Raw genomic sequence first — 18,589 nt, 5'->3', positions numbered from 1 at the left:
CAGGGGGCACAAGTCTTGCAATGTGTTTCCGTTTTGTTCACATTGGGGCATGAGCAACACGATTGATCCTTTCCTCTCCAGGGCCCAGCCTGGGCAGCTTCTGGCACGCGGGGTGAGCCGTCACATGCGCAGCCATGACTTTGTCTGCGTCGAAGAGTTGGTGCCGACGCGCGGGCTGCGTGTGGATGTGATGGCGCTCGGGCCGAAAGGTGAGGTCTGGATCATCGAATGCAAATCGAGCCGCGCGGATTTCACCTCGGACACAAAATGGCAGGGCTATCTGGAATGGTGCGACCGCTACTTCTTCGCGGTGGATCAGGATTTCCCGACCGAACTTTTACCTGATGATACGGGGCTGATTCTGGCCGACAGCTATAGTGCCGAGATCATCCGAATGCCCGATGAGGCCAAACTCGCGCCCGCGCGGCGCAAGGTTATGCATATGAAATTCGCGCGCACGGCGGCGAGCCGCTTGCAGGGCTATCGGGATCCGGGTGTGGCGGGGCTGGTCGATTAGGCCCACGCGGGGCGTTAGCCCAGTTTGCGCGCTTGAGCCGCAGCCGCGCGCAGCTCTTCGGCAATTTCCTCGGCTTCTTCGGGGTCGAAGTCCATCGGGATTTCCATCTCACCCGCTTCCACGAAGAGACGCACCATGCCTTCGGTGGTCGGCCCGATTTGCAGGTTGGCTTCGATGTCTTTCTCGGAATTGATGCCCATGGCTATGGCTCCTGATGTTGCGCAACAGGAAATACGCGGATCGTCGGCGCGGTGCAAGCTTAGCGATATGGGCGCAATTTTCGCCCTAACCCCTCTTGCATTCGTCTCCGCAGGGAAGTAAATCCCCCGACAGTGCCGCCTTAGCTCAGTAGGTTAGAGCGCCTGATTGTGGATCAGGAGGTCCCCCGTTCGAGCCGGGGAGGTGGTACCACTCTTCTCCCCGCCAGATTTTTGAGGCCCGTTCCTGCCGCATGGGCAATTGCGTGCTTTGACTATTCGATCCCGACGCGCTGGCGCAGTGCTCCCGTAGTGGCATCATAGATCAGGATCTCTACCTCTGTGGTGATTGCCACCCAGTCAGGACCACGTGTGAAGGCCAGCGGAGCCACGCCATCGGGCAGGTCGATCACCTCTGGCAGGTCGAAGCTCACACGCGATGTGTCGCCGCTCGTGGGGAAACGGGTGACAAGGAGCGCGATCAGGACTAGAAACCCGCCAATCATCACAACGGTCAGCACCGTCACCAGCCTGCGCAGGAACGTCAATCGCGCGGCCTCGGCGGGGTCGATCTCCACCGCGTCATTTGAAGAAGTTTCCATGTCCGACATAACCGTCACCTTCCAGATCGCGGAAAACCCGCCCAAGCGCCTTGATAAGGCCATCGCGCGCGATGTGCCAGAGAGCGCCAACCTGTCGCGGTCTCGGCTGGCTAAACTACTGGGCGAGGGGGCGGTGCGGATCAACGGCTCAGTTGTCACCGACACCAAGGGCAAAGTCGCACAGGGCGACACGGTTGAGATCACGGTCGCCGAGGCGGCGGAGGTCGATGTTGTGGCCGAGGATATCCCCCTCGACGTGATCTATGAGGACGACGACCTGATCGTGGTGAACAAACCTGTCGGGATGGTCGTCCATCCCGCCCCAGGCAGTCCGCGCGGCACTTTGGTCAATGCGCTGATGCATCATTGCGGGGCGAGCCTGTCGGGCATCGGCGGTGTCAAACGGCCAGGCATCGTGCATCGCATCGACAAGGATACCAGCGGCCTTCTGGTCGTGGCCAAAAATGATGTGGCCCATCAGGGGCTGGCGAAGCAATTCGAGAAGCACACGGTGGAGCGCAAATATCTTGCGCTGGTCTACGGTGCGCCCGATGTGATGGACCCGCGGTTGCGCGGCGTGAAGGGCGTGGGGTTCGAAGGCTCCAACATTCTTCTGATCCAGACACTTTTGGGACGCCACCGCACGGATCGCCAGAAACAGGCGGTGAGCTTTTCCGAGGGGCGCCACGCGGTGACACGTGCGCGAGTGATCGAGGGCTTTGGTGCGCCTGTGCAACTGTCCTTGGTGGAGTGCTGGCTGGAGACAGGGCGCACGCACCAGATTCGCGTGCATATGGCGCATGCAGGTCACGGGCTCGTCGGGGATCAGACCTATGGCGGGCGGCGCAAGCTCAACCACAAGGCGCTTAGTGAGGCCGCGCGCGAGGCTGTGGCGGATTTCCCGCGTCAGGCGCTGCACGCGGCGGTGCTCGGATTTATCCATCCTGTGACGGGGGACGAGATTCGCTTCGAAGCGCCTCTGCCGTCCGATATGGCGGATTTGATTGCGGGTCTGCGCTAGGGGCGTGGTTGCGTCGTGAAAATGACTTCCAACCCACGATGATGCACGGCAATTTGTGACGGGCGTTGAAACATCTTTCCGTCGCTTGGTAACACACACATTTGTGTGAGGTTCATAGCGGGTTTGAGGTTTACTTTATTTTACAAAGGGTTGCGATTTCCGTCTCTAGACCTGCGCACAGTGGGGTTTGCATAAATAGAGAGAAGGTCCGCATTGATTGCGTTGAATTTGCACAAATATGTGAGTGCAGTCGTTTGGAGTGGCATGACCGCCCGTTGAGGTCCATTTTCTCTCCAGCCGGTCTTGATAAGGCCGAACGACATGCGTCCGCCATCCTCCCCCTGTCCCTCCCGAGCGGCGGACGCAAAACCCACCCCAAGTCCCGCCAAAAGGGGCGCTGCCGTCGATTGAATGTTAAAGGTTGTTACATAATGTTAAATAGTGTAACATGACGGTAACCAAAACGCGAAAGAGTGAAGAAAATGTCGAATTACAGCAACTTGCCAGCGCCGTCTCCCGAGCAGGGACTGAACCGCTACCTGCAAGAGATCCGGAAATTTCCGATGCTCGAGCAGGAAGAGGAGTATATGCTGGCCAAACGCTGGGTCGATCATGAGGACTCCTCGGCGGCGCATAAACTCGTGACCTCCCACCTGCGTCTCGCAGCCAAAATCGCCATGGGCTACCGTGGCTACGGGCTGCCGCAGGCGGAAGTCATTTCCGAGGCCAACGTGGGCCTGATGCAGGCCGTCAAACGCTTTGATCCCGAAAAGGGGTTCCGCCTTTCCACCTATGCGATGTGGTGGATCAGGGCGAGCATTCAGGAATACATCCTGCGTTCGTGGAGCCTTGTGAAGCTCGGCACGACCTCAGCGCAAAAGAAACTGTTCTTTAATCTGCGCAAGGCCAAGTCGCGCATCGGAGCGCTCGAGGACGGCGATTTGCGACCCGAAAACGTTAAGAAGATCGCGACAGATCTCGGTGTGACCGAGGACGAGGTGATCTCGATGAACCGCCGTATGTCGGGCGGTGATGCGTCATTGAACGCCACCGTCGGTGACGAAGATGGCTCGGCGCAATGGCAGGACTGGTTGGAAGACGAGAGTGCGAACACTGCCGAGCACTATGAGCAGCAGGACGAGCTGGAAAGCCGCCGTGCGCTTCTGATGGAGGCGATGGACGTGCTTAACGACCGCGAGAAGGACATCCTGATGCAGCGTCGTTTGCAGGACAAACCCGTTACGCTCGAAGACCTCTCCAGCGTCTACAACGTGTCGCGCGAGCGCATTCGTCAGATCGAGGTGCGGGCCTTCGAGAAGCTGCAAAAGCGCATGAAGGAACTTGCGGTCGAGCAGGGGATGCTTCCAAACTGATCGCGCTTTCCTGCGGCCAAGGCCGCGCGGGACCGATGAATTATGCAAAGGGGGTGGCCGCGGGCCACGCCCCTACGATAAATGTTGATGCGTGCATGGTCGCCAAAAACAAAAGGGCGGGAAGCGAGAGCTTTCCGCCCTTTTGTTTTGTTCTCAGCTCAGATCATGCAAAAAATCAAAGGAGATGCGTTTTTTCTTGCTTTCGTTATTTGCATAAACTTTAATTGAGACCTACATTCTTCAAAAGGATATTGGGATGCCCGAAGGACAACAGAAGCTGGCCAATCTTAACCTGAAGCTTACAGAGGATGAACGATGGGCTTTCAAAGAGCTCTGTGTGCGAAACAGGATGAGCCAGGTTGACGGTTTTCGTTTGGCGTTTGAGCTTCTGAAGACGCATCTTGATGACAAAAATGAATAGTAGTGACGCATAGGTTTGCTGATTTAAGAAGGATGGCGACATTGAGTAAGACGCAGGTAAAGAACACCTCCCTGGTAGATTTCATCTGGAGAAATGCGGATGACCTCTGGGGGAACTTTAAACACGTTGAGTTCGGCAAGATTATCCTGCCTTTCACGCTTCTGCGTCGTCTGGAATGCGTGCTGGAGCCGACCCGCGAACAGGTTCAGGAAACCATTAAGTCCCTGAAAGACAGCGGGATCGATATGGATGTCATTCTGCGCCAGCAGACCGGCCATCCGTTCTACAACACCTCGAACTATTCCCTCGCGAGCCTTGGCGCGACCCGAACCCGTCAAAACCTCGAGGATTACATTGCTCAGTTCTCCGAGAACGCCCGCGTCATCTTTGAACAGTTCGATTTTGCCAACACTCTTGCCCGCATGGACAAGGCTGGTGTGCTCTACAAGATCTGCCAGAACTTTGCGACCATCGATCTGCATCCCAAGGCTGTCCCTGAGCGCGTGATGTCCAACATCTACGAGCACCTGATCCGCCGCTTCGGTGCCGAGGTGAACGAGGCGGCCGAGGACTTCATGACGCCGCGCGATGTGGTTCATCTGGCGATTGAACTTCTGCTCGATCCTGACGACCAACTTTTCATCGACAATCCGGGCCTCATTCGCACACTCTATGACCCGACATGCGGCACCGGTGGCTTCCTCTCTGATGGTATGGAGCATGTCCGCAGCCTTCAGGACCGGTATTCTATCGCCCCTGTGATCGTGCCCTATGGTCAGGAGCTTGAACCCGAAACACACGCGGTCTGCCTTGCTGGCATGCTTTTGAAGACATTGGAAAACGACCCCGGGCGCGACCTGTCAAAGAACATCATGCTGGGCTCCACCCTTTCAGCCGATAAGCACCGCGATGAGAAGTTCCATTACTGCGTTTCCAACCCGCCCTTCGGCAAAAAATGGGAAATGGATCAAGCCGAGGTTGCCCGCGAACACAAGGAGCAGGGTTTCGAGGGGCGGTTCGGCCCAAAACTTCCGCGTGTTTCGGACGGCTCCATGCTTTTCTTGCTTCACCTGCTGTCCAAGATGGAAGATCCCTCCAAGGGTGGTGGGCGAGCTGCCATTGTCCTGTCGGGTTCTCCGCTCTTCAACGGTAATGCGGGACAAGGTGAATCCGAAATCCGCCGTCACCTGCTGGAGCAGGACGTGGTCGAGGCGATCATTGCCCTGCCGACTGAAATTTTCTTCCGCACAGGCATCGGCACCTACATCTGGATCCTATCCAACAAGAAGCCCGCACATCGCAAAGGCAAGGTCCAGCTCATCAATGCGACCGAGATGTATGAGGCGATGCGCAAGTCGGAAGGCAACAAGCGCCGCCGCGTAGGCGAGAATCAAACGCGCGAGATCGTGCGGATGTATTCCGAGTTTGAGCCCGGCAAGCAAAGCCTGATCTGTGACAGCACCGACTTCGGATACCGCCGTATCAAAGTGTTGCGCCCGCTGCGCAAGAAGATGGTCATCTCGGAGGAGGGTATTGCCGCTCTAGCCGAGGAGAAGGCTTGGGAGAAGCGGACGGAAGAACAGCAGGCCGCATGGCAGGACCTTTTCCGCGAGAACATGGACCGGACCGAAGGCTGGCACTGGATGGAGAGTTTCGCCAAGAATGCCGTCAAGCGTAACGAGACTTTGGGTAAAGCCGATGTCGGGCTGATCAAGGCCTTCCGCAAGGCCTTTGGTGTTCATGATCCTGAACTTGATCCGGTTGTGGACAAGAAGGGCAACATCATTCCGGATGATGACCTAACAGATTACGAGAACGTGCCGCTGGGGACCGACATTCACGATTACCTCGCGACCGAGGTGCTACCTCATGCCGAGGACGCCTATATTGACGAGACGTATCGCGACGAGACCGATGGCGAGGTTGGCGTGGTTGGCTACGAGATCAACTTCAACCGGTATTTCTATGAATACCAGCCGCCACGGGATCTCGAAGATATTGATGCCGATCTGAAGGCTGTAGAGGCCGAGATTGCGGGGCTGCTGTCGGAGGTGACGGAATGAGTCTACCAAGAGATTTCATGGAAGATTTTGTTGGAACGTCCCTTTGGGAAACTGTTCCCGTAAAACATCTGTTTGGTTACCGAAAGGAACACAACACAGGAATGAAAGAGTCCCACCGTTTAGCTCTAACCATGGGCGGCGTTATTGATAGATCACTCGACGATACCGATGGATTGCAGTCTTCAGATTATGGCACCTACCAAATTTTCGAGAAGGGAGATCTGGCTTTCAAGTTGATCGACTTGCAAAACATCAAGACAAGCCGAGTCGGACTCGTTCCACGTCGCGGTATCATGAGTTCCGCATATATTCGCCTATCGCCGCGCATTTCGAGCGTGCTTTCGGAGTTTTATTATTGGTATTTCTACGGGGCTTACCTCGGAAATATCTTCAACGGACTCGGCGGCGGAATTCGCCAGAACCTGAGTCAATCGGAGCTTCTTGAGTTTCCGGTTCCCGACATTAGCTATGAAGAACAAACCGCCATCGCGAATTTCCTCGACCGCGAGACCGCACGGATTGATGGGCTGATCGAGAAGAAGGGCCGGTTCATCGAGCTTCTGAAAGAAAAGCGCGCCGCCGTGATCACCCATGCGGTGACCAAGGGAATTGATGCCGATGTGCCGATGAAGGACTCGGGTGTCGAGTGGATTGGGCAGGTTCCGTCCCATTGGGATGTGAGACGTATCGCTGCGCTCTTCCGCGAAGCTTTCCGCGCGCCCGATCCCAGCCTTCCTGTTCTTTCAGTCTCCATCCACGATGGCGTCACCGATGGAGAGCTTTCTGATGAAGAGCGCGACCGCAAGGTGGCACTGAGCGAAGACCGAACCAAATATCAGGGCGTGGCGCCTGGTGATCTGGTCTACAACATGATGCGCGCATGGCAGGGTGCCTTTGGCGCAGTTCAGGTCGATGGGCTTGTTAGCCCCGCATATGTCGTGGCCCATCCGATCGCAGAGTTCCGCACGAAGTTCATCGAGCATCTTCTGCACACGAAATCGGCTTCCGAAGAAATTCGTCGGTTCTCACGTGGTATCGCAGATTTCCGGATGAGGCTCTATTGGGATCACTTCCGGAACCTGCGTGTTTGTCTGCCTTCGTTGGAAGAGCAGGATGAGATCCTTGCATACATCGACCGCGAGACCGCCCGCATCGACGGCCTGATCTCCACCACCGACCGTAGCATCGAGCTCCTCAAAGAAAAACGTTCGGCTCTGATTACCGCCGCCGTGACCGGAAAGATTGACGTAAGGAGCGCAGCATGACTGGAGGAATGACAGCTTTTAAAGAATCTTCGTTTTCGGTCGGCTTGTCCTTTGCCGGAGAGCAGCGGGATTATGTCGAAGAAGTTGCACTTGCTTTGCGGGCCCGCAATGTAAACGTCTTCTACGATGCTTTCCATGAGGCTGATCTCTGGGGGTGCAATTTGGTCGACACCCTTGACGATCTCTACAGCGAAAGAATGAAGGCTGTGATTATCTTCGTTTCCAAGGAATACGTAGAAAAGGCATTCACTAGTGTAGAGCGACAGGCGGCTCAATCAAAAGCCATCTCAGCCAAGAATAAGTATATCTATCCAGTCAGGTTTCATGATGTGAAGTTGCCGGGAATGCCATCGACCATCAGCTATCTTGAGGCAGCCAGAAACACGCCAGAACAGTTGGCCGCGAAGATTTGTAAAGTCATCGGTGCAACGTTGACACACAAGGACAACGACGTGACTCCCCCTCGATCCAAGACCGAGTCTGGTCGATTTTCCTTCTCGCAGGAGGATTACGACGGAAGGGCGGAAATTGGCGAAGATATCTGGAGATTCGAAATACAGACATCCCCTGCATCGGGTTCCTCCGTATATTTTTACAATGATCCGGAAACCATCAGGGGTATTGCCGTTGCAGAAGGTGCGACCGATTTTGATGACGTCAAAGACGCTACCTCTTACAACTTTACCTCGAGTTCCCGAACTGTTTCAGAGGGTCAAATCCTGATCATGAAAAACACCGCAGGTTTTTTTGCGGCACTCAAGGTCATTGAAGTTCAGGATCGTTCTCGCGGAGCAGAAACCGATACTATCACTGTCGACTACGTCATCCTGAAGGAAGGCGGCACAAGTTTCTCCGAGGTTTTACCATGACCGATTTACACCACGAAAAGCACCTTGAATCCTATATCGTCGAGAAGCTCGCCGCGCAGGGCTGGCTGGTCGGTGACAGCGCTGGTTACGATCAGGATTACGCGCTCTATCCAGAAGACCTCAAGGCGTGGCTGAAAACCACCCAAGGGCCGAAGTGGGACAAGCTTGCCGCCATGAATGGTGACAAGACCCAAGAGGTTGTGATGAAACGCCTCGAGACTGCGTTGGAAAAGGACGGCGTGATGCATGTCCTGCGCAACGGCTTTTCGATCGCCGGCTGCGGGCATCTCGATCTCTCCGAGGCAGCACCAGAAGATCAGCGCAACGCCGATGTCCTGCACCGTTATGCTTCCAACCGCCTTCGCGTGGTGCCGCAGCTGAAATACCATCCGGGCCGTGAATTGGCGATCGATCTCGGGTTCTTCCTTAACGGCTTGCCGCTGGCCACAGTGGAGTTGAAGACCGACTTCACCCAGTCGGTTGAACACGCCAAGAACCAGTATCGCAACGACCGCCTTCCGGTCGATCCGGTCTCGAAACGCAAGCATCCACTTCTGACATTCAAGCGCGGTGCCGTGGTGCATTTCGCGATGTCGGATAGCGAAATCTGGATGACAACCAAGCTCGCAGGCGAAAACACCTTCTTCCTGCCGTTCAATCAGGGCTACGACGGTCACGGCGGCAACCCGCCGCGCGAGGATGGCGAATATCCCGTGGCCTATTTCTGGGAAACCATTTGCCAGCCCGACAACTTCCTGCGGATTTTCCATAGCTTTGTCTATGTCGAGAAGAAAAATGTGGTCGACCTGAAGGGGAACTGGACAGTCAAGGAAACCCTGATCTTCCCGCGATATCACCAGTTTGACGCCGTGAACGCAATGATCTCGGACGCCAAGGATAAAGGTCCGGGACAGGCGTATCTCTGTGAGCACAGCGCGGGATCGGGTAAAACCTCAACTATTGCGTGGACCGCCCATGATCTGGTCAAACTGCGCAAGGATGACGGCACGCCAATCTTTGACACGGCAATCATTGTGACCGATCGCAATGTGCTCGACGGGCAGTTGCAAGATGCGGTGCAGCAGATCGACCACCAACAGGGCCTGATTGCCGCCATTGATCGCGAGACCTCCTCGAAGTCGAAGAGCGAGCAACTCACTGCGGCGATGACCAAGGGCACGCCGATCATCGTCGTGACGATTCAGACCTTCCCTTTCGCCATGGAGGCGATCCTGACGGAGAAGTCTCTGAAGGATAAAAACTTTGCGGTGATTATCGACGAGGCGCATACCTCACAGACAGGTAATACAGCATCCAAGCTTCAGGCGACGCTGGCCCTGTCTTCAAAGAAAGACATGTCGGATATGACGGTCGAGGATCTTCTTGCGGAAATCCAAAGCTCGCGGAAGCGTCCGGCCAATGTCTCTCACTTCGCCTTCACAGCCACCCCGAAGCATTCCACCATGATGCTCTTCGGAAGGCCGGCAGACCCGAAAAAACCGGTTTCCGATGACAACCTGCCTGTATCCTTTCACAAATATGAGATGCGTCAGGCGATCGACGAAGGCTTCATCCTTGATGTGTTGAAAGGCTACGTTCCTTACAAAACCGCATTCAATCTCGGTCAGGAGATGGTTGAGGAAAGGCGCGTCGATGGCAAGGCGGCCAAGCGAGCTTTGGCAAAGTGGATGACTTTGCACCCGACGAACGTGACCCAGAAGGTCCAGTTCATCATGGAGCACTTCTCAAAGAATGTTGCTCACCGTCTGGACGGTAAGGCCAAGGCCATGGTGGTCACAAGCTCCCGCGCGGCCGCTGTGCGCTACAAGAAGGCCTTTGATGCCTTTATTGAAGCCAACCCCGCCTACAAGGAGATACGCGCCTTAGTGGCCTTCTCAGGCAAGCTGACGGGGAAAGAGGTCATGCATCCAAATGACGATCTTCTGCTGGATGATGTGTTCACTGTCGATGAGGATGTTGAATTCTCCGAAGCCAACATGAACCCTGGTATCGGCGGACAGGATCTACGGGTCGCTTTTGATCGCCCAGAATATCGCGTGATGTTGGTGGCCAACAAATTCCAAACCGGCTTTGACCAACCCAAACTTGTGGCGATGTATATCGACAAGAAGATCGCCAACGCCGTAGAAATTGTGCAGACTCTGTCCCGCCTGAACAGGACATTCCCCGGCAAGGATCAGGTCTTCATTATCGACTTTGTGAATGAGCCCGGCACGATCCAGGCTGCCTTTGCCCAATACGACAGCGGCGCAAAGATCGAGCAGGTTCAGGATCTGAATGTCATTTATGACATCAAGGAAAAACTCGACGCGCAGGGCGTCTATGATGATAGCCATGTGTTGAACTTTATGAGGGCGCGATATCAAACGGCCGCGGCCCTTAATGCCGGTGGTGACAACGAGCACAAAGCCATGTTCGCAGCCACCCAAGAGCCGACAGATACCTTCAATGATCGCCTGAAAAGCTTGCGCGGTGTTGCGCAGGACGCAGAAGACGCCTTCGAGAAAGCACGTCTGGTCGGCGATGATGACGGCATGAAGAAGGCGGACCATGACCGTCGGCAGATCGCTGAAGCAATCGGGCAGATGATGGAATTCAAGAAGGGACTTGGCCGCTTCGCCCGGACCTATTCCTACATCGCCCAGTTGATTGATCTTGGTGATCCGGATCTGGAGAACTTTGCGTCCTTCGCCAAGCTCTTGGAAAATCGCCTCAACGGCGTTCCGCCTGAAAATGTTGACCTTCGGGGTATTACTCTAACGGGTTATGATATCAAAACCCGCCCCCTTGAGAATGCCGATGGGAGCGATGACGATGGGGAAGGTGACACCACCCTGAAGCCAGAAGGCCCTGGAGGCTCTGTGGCGCCTGGCCCTGTTCCTGTCTACATTCAGGAAATCATCACCAAGCTCAACAGTATCTTCGGAGAAGCAACACCTCTCAGCGATCAGGTCAGTTTCGTGAATCAGATCGCAACGATTGCCAGAGAGAATCCTGTGGTGATGGCCCAGGTCGAGCGCAACGATAAGACTGGCGCCATGAAAGGGCACCTGCCTGGTGCAGTGGAAACGGCTGTCGCGCGCGCCATGTCATCTCATGCCGCCCTCGCGACCTTACTGCTCAAGTCTGATCGTCAGAGCCTCGAACTCCTGACCCCTGTGATCTATGATCTCTTGAAGCAGGGCGGGCGTATTGAGCTCGGCCAATAGCTTACACAAGTGAAAATAGGTCTCTCTCGTAGATCACGCCCCTCGCCAAGCCAAGACGCATGGCGGGGGTTCGCCCGTCAGATCCCGCGACCATGTAATTGTAGTAAAAACGCAGGATATTGATGATCTTCACGACCATATTGGGGTCGTAGAACGCGTAGGCATACCAGGTTCGCCGCCGGTTCGACCCAGTCTGCAATCCTCGATCAAATCCCGCGACGCGGCGTCGGACAACTGCAAAATAGGCATCAACTGGATGAATGGACGCGCGACATAGGATCTGCGCCAATTCGACACGCGTATGCTGTCCGAAATCGGTCCACAGCTTAATCTTCTTGTTGGGCTCGCCCTGCGTGTGGAATGGCCAAGGCATTCCATCTTCCATGAGGCGCTTTCCGCGTTCTTCTTGATCAAGGCTATCCTCCAGTCGCTCCAGAAGAACTGCGACCAACGCTTCCGTGCTGGTAAGATCTGAATTCTGACCGAGAATGGCCGCGACCTCGACTGATAGCTCATCCAACATCTGACGATGCTTTGCTTTACCTTGTCGGCTGAGCGCCTGTTTCTGATCACTGGTCAGATTTTTCTGAAAGTCGATCTGTGCGATATTCACACTGTGCTTTTTGATGTCATCGACCCAGATAGCAGAAGCGGCAGCCCCCAGAACGCTGTCCATATCGAGGCAATAGGTTGCACTGCGATACCATTTTCCAACGCGTTTCTTCACCTGCATAAGATGCGCATAAGCTGCTATGTCTGTCCGAACCCGAGACCCAACGCCAGGCAGCTGCAAGTCGCCTCCGACCATTAAATCATCTTCGGAGATGATGTCATTGTTATATCGGGCGACGCTTTCGGCATACTCTCGATGTGACCATAAACGCGCTTGCTTCCGCATAGATCGCGGCAGAGTGAAATCGCCGTTTACCGCCATCCACTCATCAAGGTCTTCGGGTTGAACGTCAGGGTCATAATCCATCGTCGATGAGACTACATACTGGCTTCCCTGGTGGACCGTGGCGGTATGGATCATAGGCACCGACCCTCGCCGAGACCGGACCTGCCAATTGACATGGATGACCTGGGCGTCAGTCGCGAAAAAAGGAGACGTCCCTGAAAAGCAATCTGCGAGATCCACTTCTCGGCGATTTCCGAACTTAAGGCATTGTTGCTCGATAAAGTCGATCTTCGAGTAGATGTGCTGAAAGTTGACGTTGTTGATTTCGCACATGCGGCTGAGAGGAACTTTATTCACAAGGTTCTTCAGGATGCTGCCGGTCTCATGGGTCTTCTTGTGCCGTCTGGTAGGAGCACCTACCGAAAACGTCTGTCGGCAAGTATTACAACGATATCGAGGATCGCCGGAAGCTGTCTTCCCAAACTTCGCATAAGCCAATTTCGCGAGGTGGATTGGAACGCCATGATTTTGGCACGCAAGGTTTTGGCATGAAGGAAAGTGCAGATTTCCAAAGGTTTTGCGTAGTCGTGCGTATTCCTCGAGAATGCCTGTATTTGACTTTACAATGTGATACTTGCCGCAGGACGGACAAACATAGGTGCGGTCTTCACCGGACCCGACAACCCGACCATTTCCTTGGATTCCACGGCCTCTGCCATCAAATGGATTCGGCATTTCTCCGTAGAGCTCGCAATGTGGATTGCGGCAAAAGTTAATGCTGAACCCGCCAGGAGTTCGTGGAAGGCGGCGTTTACGCTCCACCGAAGATTTCTTCGGTGGAATTTCGTTGTTTTTCGGCAAATTTCACCTCTGGAAAGGCAGAAAACAAAAAGAAAGTGCCCGCAACTTAATGCGGGCACCTCCAACTATCAACATTTACCGTAGGGGCGTGGCCGCGGGCTGCCCCCTTTTCTTACGGGCGGTGGTGGCGCATGTTTGCGCAAAATCAGGGAGAGAACCATGACCAACCCCGTCCGTTTCGGCGTGCTCGGCGCTTCGAATTTCGCACTATCCACCATGGCGCGAGCCATCCACGAAGCTGAAGGCGCAAAACTCGCCGCGATTGCCACCTCATCGGCCGCGAAGGCCGCACCGTTTCAGGCGTTTTGTCCCGATCTCGAAGTGTTCGAGGATTACGACGCGCTGCTCGCCTCCGATGCGATTGACGCGGTTTACATCCCGTTGCCCAACCATCTGCATATCGAATGGAGCTTGAAGGCGCTGGCTGCGGGCAAGCATGTGTTGTGTGAGAAACCGATTGCGCTCAAGGCGGGCGACATCGACGCGCTGATTGCCAAACGTGACGAGACGGGGCTGCTGTGCGCGGAGGCCTACATGATCGTCCATCACCCGCAGTGGCAGCGGGTTAAGGGGCTTCTGGCTGAGGGTGCGATTGGTGATTTGGTGCATGTTGAGGGAGTGTTCAGCTACAACAACCCTGACCCCGAAAATATCCGCAACCGTCCCGAAACGGGCGGCGGCTCGATCCCCGATATTGGCGTTTACCCGTATGGCGCGGTGCGCTGGACGACGGGGCAGGAACCGCGCGCGATCACCCGCACCAATATCCGCTATGAAAACGGTGTCGATACATTTGCGGAAGTGAACGCCGACTTCGACGGGTTTTCCTACCACGCGCTGACATCGACGCGGATGGCCAACACCCAGTCGATGCGCTTTCACGGGACCGAGGGCATCATCACGCTCACCATGCCCTTCAACGCCTCCGCTCACGGCTGCACCACGGTGGAGATGCAGGACGCGGACGGAGCCAAGCAGGTCGAGGATTTCACCCCCGTGCGGCAGTATGTGCTTCAGGTGCAGAATTTCGTTGCGTCCGTGCGGGAGGGCAAACCCTACCCGTGGACTCTTGAGGATGCACGCGGCACGCAGGCCATGATTGATGCGATATTTGCGCTCGATCAAGGACGCTAGGGGGCGACTCGGGTATAGTTAAAGTGTTGGAACGGCAAGGAAAGGAGGCTTTCAGATGAGACAGTCCCGAGGACCGCGCCAGACCAATGCGGAGGAACCGCCCGTTTAGCGCCCTAGGGCGCGAAAACCTGCCCCGCCGATGTGGGAGGCGGTGTGGAAGCAAGTGACGGGCCGCCGGAAGCGGCGGGCGCGCGTGTTGAGACTGGCGAGATTGAGGTAGGAACCCCCTCGCGTAGACGGCACCGCGCCTAGCGCTTCGTCGTTGCCTGTGATCCGAGCCTTGGTTTGATGTCCGCGGGTGGGATCAGAGACAGGGCTTTGAGGACGAGCGCCTTGATTGGACGTTATCAGGAATATTTTCGAACGGGCGCCCCTGATAGGGCGCCCGAATTTTATGCGAAAGGTGTTAGTCCGGCAAAATCTGGCGCAGGACGCGGACCATATTGCCGCCCATGACGCTGGCAATCTCCGTCTCGCTCAATCCCTGATCCATCAGCGCCTGTGTCAGCGCGGCGAGTTCGGAACTGTCGAATTCCACCGCGACAGAGCCGTCATAATCGGAGCCGAGCGCCACATGATCCGCGCCGACCAGATCGACCGCAGCCTTGATCGTGCGGGCAACCCCGTCGGGGGAGGCGTCACAGGTCACATCTGCCCAGTAACCAATGCCAATCACACCACCTGTCGCGGCGATCTGTTGCATCAACTCATCGGGGAAGTTTCGTTTCACCTCGCAATGGGAATGGATGCCCGTATGCGACAGGATCAGCGGCTGGTCGGTCATCTCGATCACCTCCCGCGCCATTTGCGGTGAGGCATGGGCCAGATCGATCACCATATGTTTTTTGACCATCGCCCGCACCACATCACGGCCGAAGTCGGTCAGCCCGTGTTCTTCCTCACCATGCAGCGAGCCGCCCAGAGCATTGTCAAAGAAATGCGTCAGCCCCATCAGGCGAAAACCTGCGTCATAAATGCGGTCGAGATTGGCGAGATCGCCTTCGAGAATATGCCCGCCTTCCGACCCGATCAGCGCACCGGTCAGGGCCTGCCCGTTCGCGCGGGCGGCGAGGACGTCATCGAGATCGCTTTTGGTGCGCAGGATTCGCACCTGTTCGGGCGCTTTCTCTTCATAGCGCTGCATCCGTTTCGCCATATAGAGCCCGCGCTCGGTCAGGTTGAACCAGCTTTTCACGGGCCAGAGTTGGGCAATGCCCAAAAGCGTGATGTTGTCGCGGGCGTCGGCGGAGTTGTGGTCATAGTTCTGGCCAGCAGGACTTTTGGTCACTGTGGTGAAGACCTGAACGGCGACATTACCCTCTCTGAGACGCGGGAAATCCACATGGCCCCGATCTGCGCGCTTCAAGAGGTCGCGGTTCCACAACAGGCTGTCCGCATGCAGATCGCCAATGGTCAGGCTGTCGTGCAGGGCCTGCGCTTCGGCGGTGACGGGGTAGGGGGCATGGTCTGCAACAGGGTTCTGTCCCTTTTCAACAATGCCGGGCAATATTCCGAAGAACACCACCGCCCCGACCACCAGCACTATGCCGAGGCCGCGTCCTATCCATTTTACCATGAAAATTCCTCCCGTTTGTAACAAGTTCGGCCAGCCTATGAGTGGGGGTGCAATGCCGCCAAGTGAAACCTTGCGTCAGGCGGCTCACCTGTTTCGGATGGGCGTCATGCCGACCTCGCGCCTTTCGATTGGGGTGTGGGCCTAAAACGGGTAAACTACGGCAACTCGTTAAAGGAATCGCCATGGCCGACCCGAATGAATTCGACCACGTAATGCCCGATCTGGGCGGTGCAACGGACAAGCGTCCCAAGGAAATCACCGAGAACATCGGTGCGCGCATTCTCTATTCGATCATCATCTGGATCATGATGAGCTTCGCGTCGACCATCATCGGCCTTCTGGCGGTGTTGCAGGGGATCGTTCTGCTGACCACGGGGAAAAAGCCCAATGGTCGTATCGCCAGCGTCGGCACGGACATTGGCATCTGGTTTGCCAAATCCACCCGCTACATCACCGCCGATAGCGAGGTGAAACCCTGGCCCTGGACAGAGTTGGACTGAGGCTTAAGCGCTATTGTCCAAATGAAAAGCCCCGCCGGTTGAGCGGGGCTTTGTGTTTTGTGGGGCGATTATCCCTAACGGGAATCGGTTCTCACTCCATCGCTTCCAATTCGTCGATAAAGCTCGAAATCATCGACAGGCCCTTGTCCCAGAATTTCGGGTCCGAGGCGTCCAGCCCGAAAGGCTTGAGCAGTTCGGAATGGTGCAGCGACCCACCCGCCTTGAGCATCTCGAAATACTTGTCCTGGAAGCCTTCAGGTTCTTCCTGATAGGCCGCGTAGAGCGCGTTCACGAGACCGTCGCCAAAGGCATAGGCGTAGACATAGAAGGGCGAGTGGACGAAGTGCGGCACGTAGGACCAGAAGACCTCGTAGCCGTCCATGAATTCAAACGCAGGTCCAAGGCTCTCGCCTTGCACCGACATCCAGATCGCGTTGATGTCATCGGCGGTCAACTCTCCGCCCTTGCGCGCCTCGTGGAGTTTGCATTCGAAGTCGTAGAAGGCGATTTGGCGCACGACCGTGTTGATCATGTCCTCAACCTTGCCCGCCAGTAGAACCTTGCGCTCGACGTCGGTTTTCGCATCGCCCAGAAGTTTCTGGAAGGTCAGCATCTCGCCAAAGACCGAGGCCGTTTCGGCCAGCGTGAGCGGCGTGGAGGAGAGAAGCTCTCCCTGATCGGCGGCGAGAACCTGATGGACGCCGTGGCCCAATTCATGCGCCAGCGTCATCACATCGCGTTGCTTGCCCAGATAGTTGAGCATGACATAGGGGTGCGCGTCGGTCACGGTGGGATGCGCGAAGGCACCTGGTGCCTTGCCCGGTTTTACGCCCGCGTCGATCCAGCCTTCGGTGAAGAACGGCTTCGCGATTTCGGCCATGCGTGGATCGAAGCCCGCATAGGCCTCCATCACGGTCTTTTGCGCCTCGTCCCAGCCGATCACGCGCTTTTCTTCCATCGGTAGCGGCGCGTTGCGGTCCCAGATCTGCAACTTGTCGAGACCGAGCCACCCGCGTTTGAGTTCGTAATAGCGGTGCGAGAGCTTCGGATAGGCGGCAACAACCGCGTTGCGCAGCGCCTCGACCACTTCCGCCTCGACATCGTTGGAGAGGTGGCGGGAGGTCTGCGGTGTGGGCATCCCGCGCCACTTGTCTTCGATCTCACCCATCTTTGCGAGGGTGTTGTGGACGCGGGCGAAGGTTTTGATATTCGCGCCGAGAACGCGGGAGATCTCTTTCGCCGCAGCCTCGCGCAGGTCGCGGTCCGGTTCGGACAGAAGGCTCGCGGTCGCTTCCAATCCGCGCTCTTCGCCGTCCACGGTGAAGGTCAGATCGGCAACTGTCTCGTCAAAGAGTTTGTTCCATGCGGCGGCGCCGACGATGGACATGTCGTGCTCGTAGCGTTCCAGCTCGTCGGAAAGCTGATAGGGGCGCATCTTGCGCATCCGTTCAAAGATCGGACGGTAGCGCGCAAGGTCGGCATGGGTGAGCATTTCCTCAATGGTCTCGTCGGGAATGCGGTTCACTTCGAGCGAGAAGAAGACCAGAGGTGCGGTGAAATTGGTGAGCTTGTCCTGAATGTCGGAGAAGAACTTCACCCGCGCGCCATCGGTGGTGTTCTGGTAGTAGCGCAGCCCCGCGTAGGAGCCGAGGCGGCCCGCGACCTGAGAAATCCGCTCGTTGCGTTTGATGCATTCATACATCCCCGCACCGTCGAGATCGGCCAGCTTGCCCTCGTAATCGGCGGCAAAGCTGCGGCAGGCTTCTTCCAGCCAGTCGAGATCACGTTTGACTTCGGGTGCATCGTCGGCAGGATAGAGGTCGGTGAGATCCCATTCGGGCAGGTCGCCAAACTCGGTGTCGCCGCTCACGGCCTCCGCGTCATAGACTGGCAGGGGCAGGGAAAATGGTAGGGTCTTGGTCAGGTCGCGCATCAATGGCTCCTTGTGGCGCGCCGCCGCGGATCGGTGCAGGGTGCGCATCGGGTTATTGGGTTGGGACTAGACATATGCAGTGGGGTGCTGGATGCAAAGGGGGCATTCGCGCACAGGGGGCGCAGGCCG

General features: G+C 56.3%; 15 protein-coding genes and 1 tRNA gene. 11 read left to right on the top strand and 5 right to left on the bottom strand.

The features are described from left to right. Nucleotides 1-49: 49 nt before the first annotated feature. Entirely contained in the window at nt 50-517 is a 468-nt protein-coding gene (locus ACN0SC_RS12000; RefSeq protein ID WP_417249915.1) for an MmcB family DNA repair protein, read from the top strand. Between the two features lie 14 nt (nt 518-531). On the opposite strand, the gene ACN0SC_RS11995 is transcribed toward ACN0SC_RS12000, so the two are convergent. Continuing rightward, entirely contained in the window at nt 532-717 is a 186-nt protein-coding gene (locus tag ACN0SC_RS11995) for a DUF6324 family protein (RefSeq protein ID WP_417249914.1), read from the bottom strand. A 134-nt stretch (nt 718-851) separates the two neighbouring features. Between ACN0SC_RS11995 and ACN0SC_RS11990 the strand changes: the two genes are divergently transcribed. After that, nucleotides 852-928: transfer RNA gene (locus ACN0SC_RS11990), tRNA-His, on the top strand. A 61-nt stretch (nt 929-989) separates the two neighbouring features. On the opposite strand, the gene ACN0SC_RS11985 is transcribed toward ACN0SC_RS11990, so the two are convergent. Further along, complete coding sequence (locus tag ACN0SC_RS11985) at nt 990-1,325, bottom strand: DUF6476 family protein (RefSeq protein WP_417249913.1); 336 nt, start codon at nt 1,323-1,325, stop codon at nt 990-992. Between ACN0SC_RS11985 and ACN0SC_RS11980 the strand changes: the two genes are divergently transcribed. From ACN0SC_RS11980 to ACN0SC_RS11950, 7 genes are all read left to right on the top strand, one after another. Continuing rightward, nucleotides 1,315-2,337 carry an RluA family pseudouridine synthase gene (locus tag ACN0SC_RS11980; protein WP_417249912.1) on the top strand — a complete coding sequence of 341 codons (1,023 nt, stop codon included), beginning with the start codon at nt 1,315-1,317 and terminating at the stop codon, nt 2,335-2,337. The genes ACN0SC_RS11985 and ACN0SC_RS11980 overlap by 11 nt on opposite strands. Nucleotides 2,338-2,819: 482 nt before the next feature. Next, nucleotides 2,820-3,710, top strand: a complete 891-nt coding sequence (gene rpoH / locus ACN0SC_RS11975) for an RNA polymerase sigma factor RpoH (RefSeq protein WP_417249911.1) — start codon at nt 2,820-2,822, stop codon at nt 3,708-3,710. A 256-nt stretch (nt 3,711-3,966) separates the two neighbouring features. Then, nucleotides 3,967-4,131 (top strand): hypothetical protein, encoded by a 165-nt coding sequence (locus tag ACN0SC_RS11970; RefSeq protein WP_417249910.1) that lies wholly within the window; start codon nt 3,967-3,969, stop codon nt 4,129-4,131. Nucleotides 4,132-4,172: 41 nt separating this feature from the next. Further along, nucleotides 4,173-6,194 carry a type I restriction-modification system subunit M gene (locus ACN0SC_RS11965; protein WP_417249909.1) on the top strand — a complete coding sequence of 674 codons (2,022 nt, stop codon included), beginning with the start codon at nt 4,173-4,175 and terminating at the stop codon, nt 6,192-6,194. Between the two features lie 17 nt (nt 6,195-6,211). Beyond that, nucleotides 6,212-7,459, top strand: a complete 1,248-nt coding sequence (locus tag ACN0SC_RS11960; protein WP_417249908.1) for a restriction endonuclease subunit S — start codon at nt 6,212-6,214, stop codon at nt 7,457-7,459. Continuing rightward, nucleotides 7,456-8,328 carry a TIR domain-containing protein gene (locus tag ACN0SC_RS11955; RefSeq protein ID WP_417249907.1) on the top strand — a complete coding sequence of 291 codons (873 nt, stop codon included), beginning with the start codon at nt 7,456-7,458 and terminating at the stop codon, nt 8,326-8,328. Before ACN0SC_RS11960 ends, ACN0SC_RS11955 begins: the two co-directional genes overlap by 4 nt. After that, nucleotides 8,325-11,558, top strand: coding sequence for a type I restriction endonuclease subunit R (locus tag ACN0SC_RS11950; RefSeq protein ID WP_417249906.1), 3,234 nt, complete (start codon nt 8,325-8,327; stop codon nt 11,556-11,558). Before ACN0SC_RS11955 ends, ACN0SC_RS11950 begins: the two co-directional genes overlap by 4 nt. A 1-nt stretch (nt 11,559) precedes the next feature. Here the strand turns inward: ACN0SC_RS11950 and ACN0SC_RS11945 are convergent, their stop codons facing one another. Next, nucleotides 11,560-13,317 carry a hypothetical protein gene (locus tag ACN0SC_RS11945; protein ID WP_417249905.1) on the bottom strand — a complete coding sequence of 586 codons (1,758 nt, stop codon included), beginning with the start codon at nt 13,315-13,317 and terminating at the stop codon, nt 11,560-11,562. A gap of 159 nt (nt 13,318-13,476) precedes the next feature. Between ACN0SC_RS11945 and ACN0SC_RS11940 the strand changes: the two genes are divergently transcribed. After that, complete coding sequence (locus ACN0SC_RS11940; protein WP_417249904.1) at nt 13,477-14,451, top strand: Gfo/Idh/MocA family protein; 975 nt, start codon at nt 13,477-13,479, stop codon at nt 14,449-14,451. Between the two features lie 406 nt (nt 14,452-14,857). Here the strand turns inward: ACN0SC_RS11940 and ACN0SC_RS11935 are convergent, their stop codons facing one another. Beyond that, nucleotides 14,858-16,027 carry a dipeptidase gene (locus ACN0SC_RS11935; RefSeq protein ID WP_417249903.1) on the bottom strand — a complete coding sequence of 390 codons (1,170 nt, stop codon included), beginning with the start codon at nt 16,025-16,027 and terminating at the stop codon, nt 14,858-14,860. 182 nt (nt 16,028-16,209) lie between these two features. Between ACN0SC_RS11935 and ACN0SC_RS11930 the strand changes: the two genes are divergently transcribed. Continuing rightward, nucleotides 16,210-16,527 carry a DUF4389 domain-containing protein gene (locus ACN0SC_RS11930; RefSeq protein WP_417249902.1) on the top strand — a complete coding sequence of 106 codons (318 nt, stop codon included), beginning with the start codon at nt 16,210-16,212 and terminating at the stop codon, nt 16,525-16,527. 91 nt (nt 16,528-16,618) lie between these two features. On the opposite strand, the gene ACN0SC_RS11925 is transcribed toward ACN0SC_RS11930, so the two are convergent. Then, nucleotides 16,619-18,460, bottom strand: coding sequence for a M3 family oligoendopeptidase (locus ACN0SC_RS11925; protein WP_417249901.1), 1,842 nt, complete (start codon nt 18,458-18,460; stop codon nt 16,619-16,621). Between the last annotated feature and the right edge of the window lie 129 nt (nt 18,461-18,589).

The sequence above is a fragment of the Celeribacter sp. genome (assembly GCF_048261515.1).
Classification (GTDB): Bacteria; Pseudomonadota; Alphaproteobacteria; order Rhodobacterales; family Rhodobacteraceae; genus Celeribacter.
This window is presented reverse-complemented; position numbering and strand designations above follow the sequence as displayed.